This is a genomic window from Mycobacterium sp. TH-M103, assembly GCF_057473785.1.
The window spans coordinates 1-8,531 of sequence record NZ_JBYCLG010000017.1; the positions used below are offsets into that span (position 1 = coordinate 1).

Below are 8,531 nucleotides of genomic sequence, written 5' to 3' on the forward strand. Positions count from 1 at the left end.
CGACGAGGGGTCCTCGCGGAACTTGCGGTACATCTCCTCGACCAGCCATTCGTTCTGCCCGAATGGCGATATGTTGCTCACGGCCGCTTCTCGCCTCGATCCTTTTGCCGTGCAGGCCCTGGGATCTCGATTCCTCAACACCTGCGACTTTGCGCGTCCCGGCTGGCGCGGCGCCTCACGGCGCCGGTTCTCACCGTTTCCGCCCCGTCAAGGCTAACCCTTCCCCGTCGATTCGCCAGACGGGCCGGGTATGTCCGCCGAACCGGCTACCGGTCGGCCTCAGCCGGTCTCGGAGATCGGCGGCACCACGTGCAGGGCGCGTGGCCAGCGCGTGGGCGGGGCGCCGAACGCCTGGTGGGCGTTGCGCACGATCTTGCGGCCCGCGAGGTAGTTGCCGACGGCCCCGACGATGATGCCGATGCCCACCGGTAGCAGCTTGCCGAACACCAGGGCGCTGCGCCGCACCGTGTAGCGGCGCACCCACGACTTGAGCAGCCGCGAGTTGAGCCCCGACATCGATGACAGCGGCAGCGCGGCCACGCCCTCGGCGATCCAGCCGCCGTTGGTGCGCGACGGACCGATCAACTGGGCGACTGCCTGCTTACCGTTGTCGCCGACCAGCACCGACAGCACCAGTGCCCGGCGCCGCTCCCGGTGCTCGGCGGGAATGCCGTGCGCGACCGCCACCGCCAGCACGAAGAAGGCGGTGGCCTCGAGGAACGCGACGGTTTCCGCGGCGGCCGCCGACAGCGCGCTCAGCGTGCCGATACCGGGGATGGTGGCCGCCGCGCCCACCGCGATGCCGCTGGACGTGACCACCGCCATGTAGCGCCGCTGCAGCTTGGTGACGACCCCGGCGGGGCTGATCCCCGGGTGGCTGTGCCGCAGGCGAGACACGTAGGCCTCGGCGGCCGGGCCCTGGATCCGCGAACTGCGCTCGATGACCTGCGCCAACGCCCGCGCGGATGCCCTGGGCCGGCCGTTGGTAGGGGGCGGGGGCCGCTCCGCGCCGGCCTTGCTCGGGCATCGGCCGTCAGACCGTTGAGACCTGTTCCGTCGGGCCCGCATATCGTCTCTCCTGCGAATGGCGTTCATTTCAGGCTAACGCGCATTCGCGCCCGGCAGGGGATCCGTGCCTGCGGGCTCCGTCACCCCAATCGGGATAATGGCTCTGCATGCGGGGTGCAGTGGGTGGCGTGCCGGTCCGTTTGCCGGTCCCGGTGTGGGGAACCGTCGAGAGCTGAACGAGGTGGGGTACATGGTCACGGCGACACGCCCGTCGCCCCGGGGAGGCCGGCGCACGGGGCCCGGCCGCGACGTCGCCACCCGCCGGTCCCGGCGGTGGCCGTCGGGCGCCCGGCTCGCTGGAAGCCCGTGGTCGGCGCTGTGGGCGATGATGATCGGTTTCTTCATGATCATGGTCGACTCGACCATCGTCGCGATCGCGAACCCGACCATCATGGCCGACCTGAACATCGGGTACGACGCCGTGGTGTGGGTGACCAGCGCCTACCTGCTGGGCTATGCGGTCGTGTTGCTGGTGGCGGGGCGCCTGGGTGACCGGTTCGGTCCCAAGAATCTCTACCTGATCGGCCTGGTGGTGTTCACGGTCGCCTCGATGTGGTGTGGGCTGGCGGGCAGCGCCGGCATGCTGGTGGCGGCCCGCGTCGTGCAGGGTGTCGGCGCCGGGGTGCTGACACCGCAGACGTTGTCCACGATCACCCGCATATTCCCGGCGCACCGGCGCGGTGTGGCGGTCAGCGTGTGGGGCGCCACCGCCGGGGTGGCCAGCCTGGTGGGGCCGCTGGCCGGCGGCGTGCTGGTCGACGGGCTGGGCTGGGAGTGGATCTTCTTCGTCAACGTGCCCATCGGCGTCGCCGGACTGGCGCTGGCGGTGTGGCTGGTTCCGGCGCTGCCCACGCAGGCGCACCGGTTCGACCCGCTCGGCGTCGGGTTGTCGGGGGCGGGCATATTCCTGATCGTCTTCGCCCTGCAGCAGGGCCAGGCCGCGCATTGGCAGCCTTGGATCTGGGCGATGATCGTCGCCGGCGCCGGGTTCGTCTGCGCGTTCGTCTACTGGCAGTCGGTCAACCACCGGGAGCCGCTGGTTCCGCTGGTCGTCTTCGCAGACCGCGACTTCAGCCTGTGCGCCGCCGGGGTGGCCATCACGGCTTTCGCGACGACTGGGATGATGCTGCCGGTCACGTTCTACGCGCAGACCGTGTGCGGGCTGTCGCCGACCCGCTCGGCCCTGCTGATCGCACCGATGGCCATCGCCAACGGCGTGCTGGCGCCCTTCGTCGGCAGGATCGTCGACCGCTATCACCCGCGGCCGGTGCTCGGCTTCGGCTTTTCGATGCTGGCGGTCGCGCTGACGTGGCTGTCGTTCGAGATGGGCCCCGACACCCCGGTGTGGCGGCTGGTGTTGCCGTTCCTGGCGCTGGGGGTGGGCAACGCGTTCGTCTGGTCGCCGCTGACCGCGACGGCCACCCGCAATCTGCCGGCGCGCCTCGCCGGCGCCGGCTCGGGGGTCTACAACGCGATCCGCCAGCTGGGGGCCGTGCTGGGCAGCGCCGCCATGGCCGCGTTCATGGCCTCGCGGATCGGCGCGGAGATGCCGCCCCACGCGGGGAGTCCGGAGCATGCCGGGGCGCTGCGACTGCCCGGGTTCCTGCGCGACCCGTTCTCGGCCGCGATGGCGCAGTCGATGCTCCTGCCCGCGTTCATCGCGTTGTTCGGGATCCTCGCGGCGCTGTTTCTGGTCGGGTTCGCGCCCTCGGTGATCACCCGTGCGGGCGCCGACGAGCCGGGCCGGCCCGTGGGTGGCCCCGTCGTCGGCGCTGACGATGACGATGACTATGTCGAGGTGATACTGCGCCGCGAAGCCGCCGCCGGCTACGGCAGGCACTCCTCCGGCAGGTAGGCCCGGTCCGTCAGCGCCAGGAAGGCGCCCAGGTCGACCAGGCCCGCGGGCGTGGCCGGCAGGTACTCGGTCAGCAGTGCAGACCGGACGATCACCGCCGCGTACTGTGCCCGGCTGACGGCGACGTTGAGCCGGTTCCTGTTGAGCAGGAACGACATTCCGCGCGACACCACATCGGCAGACGAGGCAGTCATCGAAACGAACACCACCGGCGCCTGCCCGCCCTGGAACTTGTCGACGGTTCCGACCCGCACGTCGCCGAGCCCGGCGGCGGCCAATCGGCGGCGCACCAACGCCACCTGCGCGTTGTAGGGCGCCAGCACCAGCACGTCGGCGGCGGCCAGCGGGCGGGTGCCGTGCTCGTCGGTCCACGAGGCACCGATCAACCGCGTGATCTCGGCGGCGATCGCGTCGGCCTCTTCGGGGCTCTCGCTCGAGTTGCCCTGGTGGGCAACCGGGAGCACGCGCACGCCGGGGCGGCATCCGACGAGGTGGCGCGTGGCGGTCAGCTCGTCGTGGGAGTGCAGCCTGCCCTCGTAGGACAACGTGGAGACCGCGGCGCAGATCGCCGGGTGCATCCGGTAGGAGCGGTCCAAGAAGTAGCCCCGCGCGTCGGGCAGCGTGCGTTCGCCGTCGACCAGCCATTCCAGCGCGGACACGTCCACGGGCTCGGGATGGGTGCCCTGGCTGACCTGCGGCAGTTGCCGGGGGTCGCCGAGCAGCAGGAGATCGGCGGCCGCCGGCGCCACGGCGATGGTGTTGGCCAGGCAGAACTGGCCCGCCTCGTCGATCACCAGCAGGTCCAGGCTGCCCGGGGGGACCCGGTTCGGATTGGCGAAATCCCATGCCGTGCCGCCGATCACGCATCCGGACGTATCGGCGATGAATGCCGGGTAGTGGGCCCCATCGATCTGCTGCCAGCGCACGGTGTCGTGGTGGTGCCGCTTCTTGGCGACCCGCCCCGCATCCAGCCCGGAGTCGATCACGCAGTCCAACAGGTTTTCCACCGCCGCATGCGACTGGGCCACCACGCCGACCCGCCACGCGTGGTCGGTGACGAGCTGCCGGATCACCCGGCCGGCGGTGTGTGTCTTGCCGGTTCCCGGCGGCCCGTGCACCGCCAGGTACGACGCGTCCAGGTCGAGCAGCGCGGTGGTGATGTCGGCGGCGGCGTCGCCGCTACGCGGTAGCGGATCGCCGCTGCGGGTGCGGGGCGCGCGGCGCAGCAGGATGTCGACGATCGCGCTGTCCGGCAGTCGCGGCAGTCCGGCAGCCACCGTGGCGGCGGTCGACTCGATCGACTCCCGCAGCACCGTCGTCGAAATGGGCGCGCCCGGCGTGAGGGCGAACGGCAACTGGTGAAAGGTGTTGCCGTCGCGTCCCGTTCGTTCGACGATGACCACCTCGGTGGGCACCATCGGGTCGTCGGCCCCGATCACCTCGGCGCGCCCGGCCGCCCGCCGCCTGGGGTCGTCGGTCATGCCGGGCGGGGTCGGCGGGTCGTAGAGCGCGAACACCTCCCTCGCCAGGTCGCCGCGTGCGAGGTCTCCGCGCAGCCGCACTTCTCGCCGGGGCTTGCGCGCGCGCGGGGGCGTATGCCAGTCGGCGCTGACGCACGCGTCCACCGCGATGAAAACGTCGGTGCTGTCCGCCCATTCGTCGACCGGGAAGTTCAGGCGGTCGAAGTGCGCCCACCAGAACGGCTTGTCCTCGCGCCGGTGATAGCCGCGCGCCGCGGCAACCAGCGCCACCGCCGTCTGCTCGGGCGCGCGGCCGCCGACGGCGGGATCGCCGGCGAAGGCCGACAGCGTTACCGCCAGTTCGTCGCCGTCCTCGACGGCATCGGCCGCCGGAACCGCCTGCACACCAACCGGCACCACGCCGGACTCGTAGGCGCGCAACAACAGCCAGTTGCGCAGTTCGCGGGTCGACCGGCAGTCGTAGTGGTTGTAGTCCTCGATCTCCTTGAGCACCGCGGCGGCGTCGTCGAATCGGGCGGCGGACCGCAGCTCGCAGTAGCGGGCGTAGGAGGTGATCGAAGCGGTGGCCGTGGTGACCTCGCCGGCGCGCAGCTGCGCACCCATGTACAGTGGCTCCAGCGCCTTGAGGCTGAACGATTCAGCGCCCACGCGAATGCTCTTGCGCACCAGCGGGTACAGGTCGACCAGTGTCCCGCTGCGCAACAGTTCGTCGACCTCGTCCTCGTCGACACCGTAGCGGCCGGCCAGCCGCAGCAGCGCCGTCTTCTCGTACGGCGCGTAATGGTAGATGTGCATGTTGGGGTGGCGTTTGCGGCGTTTGGCCACCAGCGCCAGAAAGTCGGCCAGCGCCTTGCGTTCGTCGACCCGGTCGTGCGCCCACAGCGGGCGGAAGTTGCCCGCCGTCTCCAGGATGCCGAACAGATATTCCAGGCCCCACTCGTGGCCGTCGGCGGTCCACAGCGGGTCGCCCTCGAAGTCGAAGAACAGGTCGCCGGGATCGGGCTCGGGCAGCAGGGCCAGCGGCTGCGGGTCGACGACCTCGAACTGGGGGGCACCGGTGTCACGTTGGCGCACTTGCAGTTTCGCCTGCTCGGTCAGTTTGGCCAGCGCCGTCGCGCCCAGGCCCGGTACCGGCCCGGTGTGGCCGGCCAGCTGTGCGACCGTGGTGATCCCGGCCGCCACCAGCGCGTCGCGCCGGCTCACCCGCATGCCGGCCACCAGCAGCAGGTCGTCGGCCGCCCGCAGCTGTTCGGCGCACAACTGGCAGCGAAAACAGGCGGCCACCCGCGGGTCGCCCCAGCGCACCGGGGCGCCGCCGGCGTGGTGTTCGTCGAGCAGGCGCTGCAGCAGTGCGCGCTGGGAGCGGTACACCGGGATCAGGTCGCAGAGGCGATAGGGCACCACGGTTCCATCGCCCAGGTGCAGTTCGGCGTCCGGTGCCACCGCGATGCCGGCGGCGGCCAGCGTGTCGGCGTAGGCGGCCAGCTGCAACAGCGCCTCGACCTTGGGGGAGCGGGCCAGCTTGGTGTCGACGATCCGATACCGGTCCCCGTCGCGTACCAGGAAGTCGGCGAAGCCGACGAAGCGGCCGTCGAACATGGCGGCCTGATACACCGCCGGAGCGCGTCGCTCGACCGCGCGTCGGGTCGCCTGCGCGGCGGCCGTCAGTCCGGCGAACGTGTAGGGCGGACGGCCGATGATCGCGACGGCGTCCCCGAATGCGCGTCTTAATCCGGCGAGTTCGCGTCGCTCGTGCTCGTTGCCGAGGGCGGCGGTTCGCGTCAGCAGTTCGTCCTCGGCGGCCACGGCGGGGCCCCGGCCGAGCTTGGCGTCGAAATCCCGGAGCAAGGCGTATTCGCACCGGGCGGCGGCGGCGAGGTCCGAAGCGCTGTAGACGATGCTGTCGCCGGTGACGAACACAGCAGCAACTGTAGGCGAGTGGCCTGGTGGCGAGCCGGATGTGCGCTGGCCTGCCGTCCGCGACCGCACCATGGCCTTGATCGGGGACGCTTGGCGCTGTGACTTACGTCATCTCCCACATTGCTGGCGCGGCGCCGGTCCGCTCAGCCCGGGACGTTCCCGATGATCTCGACGCCGGTGCCGTTCCAGTGGAAGCGCACCGGGGTGTGCAGGCCGTTGAGGCCGCTGGGATAGGTCAGCGCCACCGTGTCACCGGTGCACAGCGCGGTGTCAATCCCGTTGAACCCGTAGGTGTCTGGCACCCCCTGCGGGATGAACTTGCCGAGATGGAACATCACCGCGCGGGTGTTGGGGCCGGGCGCATTGGTGTTGGCCTTGATGATGACGGCCGATAGCTGGGCGCATTCGTTGTAGTTGCCGGCCAGCGGGGCGGGGCTCCAGGGTTGCCCGCTGCGCGGGTCGCGGGGCAACTCGGAGACCACTTTGGCGATGGCGGGCGCGGCGAGGTCGACCGCGCAGGGATCGGGCGGCGGGCCACTGCTGGCGGGGGGCGCCGGCGGCGCGGTGATCGACGGCGCCCCGGGCGCTGCGCCCGGGGCGCTCGCCGGGCTGGTGACCCTGCTCTCGGGGGTCTTGGCGACCGTGGAGTCTCCCGAGCCGCAGCCCGCCACGGTGGCGGCGACCAACACGACAGCCGGGGCACGGCGGGCTAGCGACCACACACCGCGCACCGTACCGCCCTCGGCCCGGCGGGCCGGGCAGGCGTGGCCGCGTCGCCGCCGCGGCGCGATGTGCTCTCGGCCACGGTGGAGGGGCCACTCGGCCCCGCTCGGCACCTGCGAACCGTCGGTTCCCACTAAACTCCATAGGACAATGGCCCCCTCAGAAGATCCGCCCGCGACTTTCGCCGACCTGCAGATCCATCCCGCGGTGGTGCGGGCGGCCGCCGACGTCGGCTACGAATCGCCGACGGCCATCCAGGCTGCGACGATTCCGGCGCTGCTGGCGGGCTCGGACGTGGTGGGCCTGGCCCAGACGGGCACCGGCAAGACGGCGGCGTTCGCGATGCCGATCCTGTCCAAGATCGACGTGACCAGCAAGGCGACCCAGGCGCTGGTGCTGGCGCCCACCCGGGAGCTGGCCCTGCAGGTGGCCGAGGCGTTCAGCCGCTACGGGGCCCACCTGCCCGAGGTGAACGTGTTACCGATCTACGGCGGGTCTTCCTACGGCGTGCAGCTGGCCGGGCTGCGCCGCGGCGCGCAGGTGGTGGTGGGCACCCCCGGCCGGGTCATCGACCACCTGGAGCGGGGGACGCTGGACCTCTCGCGCGTCGACTACCTGGTGCTCGACGAGGCCGACGAGATGCTCACCATGGGCTTCGCCGAGGACGTCGAACGCATCCTGTCCGAAACCCCGGAATACAAGCAGGTGGCTTTGTTCTCGGCGACCATGCCACCGGCGATCCGCAAGATCACCACCAAATACCTCCACGACCCCCTCGAGGTCACCTCCAAGGCGAAAACCGCCACCGCCGAGAACATCTCGCAGCGCTACATCCAGGTGGCCGGCCCGCGCAAGATGGACGCGCTGACCCGCGTGCTGGAGGTCGAGCCGTTCGAGGCGATGATCGTCTTTGTCCGCACCAAGCAGGCCACCGAGGAGGTCGCCGAAAAGCTGCGGGCGCGAGGGTTTTCCGCCGCCGCCATCAACGGCGACATCCCCCAGGCGCAACGGGAGCGGACCATCGCCGCGCTCAAGGCCGGCAGCATCGACATCCTGGTCGCCACCGACGTGGCCGCCCGCGGCCTCGACGTCGAACGCATCTCCCACGTGCTCAACTACGACATCCCGCACGACACCGAGTCCTACGTGCACCGCATCGGGCGCACCGGGCGGGCCGGGCGCAGCGGGTCCGCGCTGCTGTTCGTGTCGCCGCGCGAGCGCCACCTGCTCAAGGCGATCGAGAAGGCCACGCGCCAGACACTCACCGAGGCCGAGCTGCCCAGCGTCGAGGACGTCAACGCGCAGCGGGTGGCGAAGTTCGCCGACTCCATCACCGACGCGCTCGGCGCCCCCGGCATCGAGCTGTTCCGCCGCCTCGTCGAGGACTACGAACGCGAGCACGACGTCCCGATGGCCGACATCGCCGCGGCGCTGGCGCTGCAGTCCCGCGACGGCGAGGCGTTCCTGATGGCGCCCGAACCCCC

Annotated in this window: 6 protein-coding genes; 2 read left to right on the plus strand and 4 right to left on the minus strand. The window is 71.2% G+C overall.

Annotated features, from left to right (window positions below):
* Nucleotides 1-81 (minus strand): 2-oxoglutarate dehydrogenase E1 subunit family protein (locus AC2VOR_RS00715; protein WP_486963023.1); only part of this gene is annotated, 81 nt, incomplete at its 3' end.
* Nucleotides 82-279: 198 nt separating this feature from the next.
* Nucleotides 280-1,068: a hypothetical protein gene (locus AC2VOR_RS00720; protein ID WP_369737570.1), complete on the minus strand. Its 789-nt coding sequence runs from the start codon at nt 1,066-1,068 to the stop codon at nt 280-282.
* Between the two features lie 190 nt (nt 1,069-1,258).
* Here AC2VOR_RS00720 and AC2VOR_RS00725 point away from each other — a divergent pair, with 190 nt between their 5' ends.
* Nucleotides 1,259-2,923 (plus strand): DHA2 family efflux MFS transporter permease subunit, encoded by a 1,665-nt coding sequence (locus AC2VOR_RS00725; RefSeq protein WP_369737571.1) that lies wholly within the window; start codon nt 1,259-1,261, stop codon nt 2,921-2,923.
* Here AC2VOR_RS00725 and AC2VOR_RS00730 read toward each other — a convergent pair.
* Together AC2VOR_RS00730 and AC2VOR_RS00735 are read right to left on the minus strand one after the other, a co-directional pair.
* On the minus strand, nt 2,896-6,324 hold the full coding sequence (locus AC2VOR_RS00730) for a TM0106 family RecB-like putative nuclease (RefSeq protein ID WP_369737573.1): 3,429 nt from the start codon (nt 6,322-6,324) through the stop codon (nt 2,896-2,898). The genes AC2VOR_RS00725 and AC2VOR_RS00730 overlap by 28 nt on opposite strands.
* 143 nt (nt 6,325-6,467) lie before the next feature.
* On the minus strand, nt 6,468-7,055 hold the full coding sequence (locus AC2VOR_RS00735; protein WP_369737574.1) for an LppP/LprE family lipoprotein: 588 nt from the start codon (nt 7,053-7,055) through the stop codon (nt 6,468-6,470).
* A gap of 142 nt (nt 7,056-7,197) precedes the next feature.
* Here AC2VOR_RS00735 and AC2VOR_RS00740 point away from each other — a divergent pair.
* Nucleotides 7,198-8,531 (plus strand): DEAD/DEAH box helicase (locus AC2VOR_RS00740; RefSeq protein WP_486963022.1); only part of this gene is annotated, 1,334 nt, incomplete at its 3' end.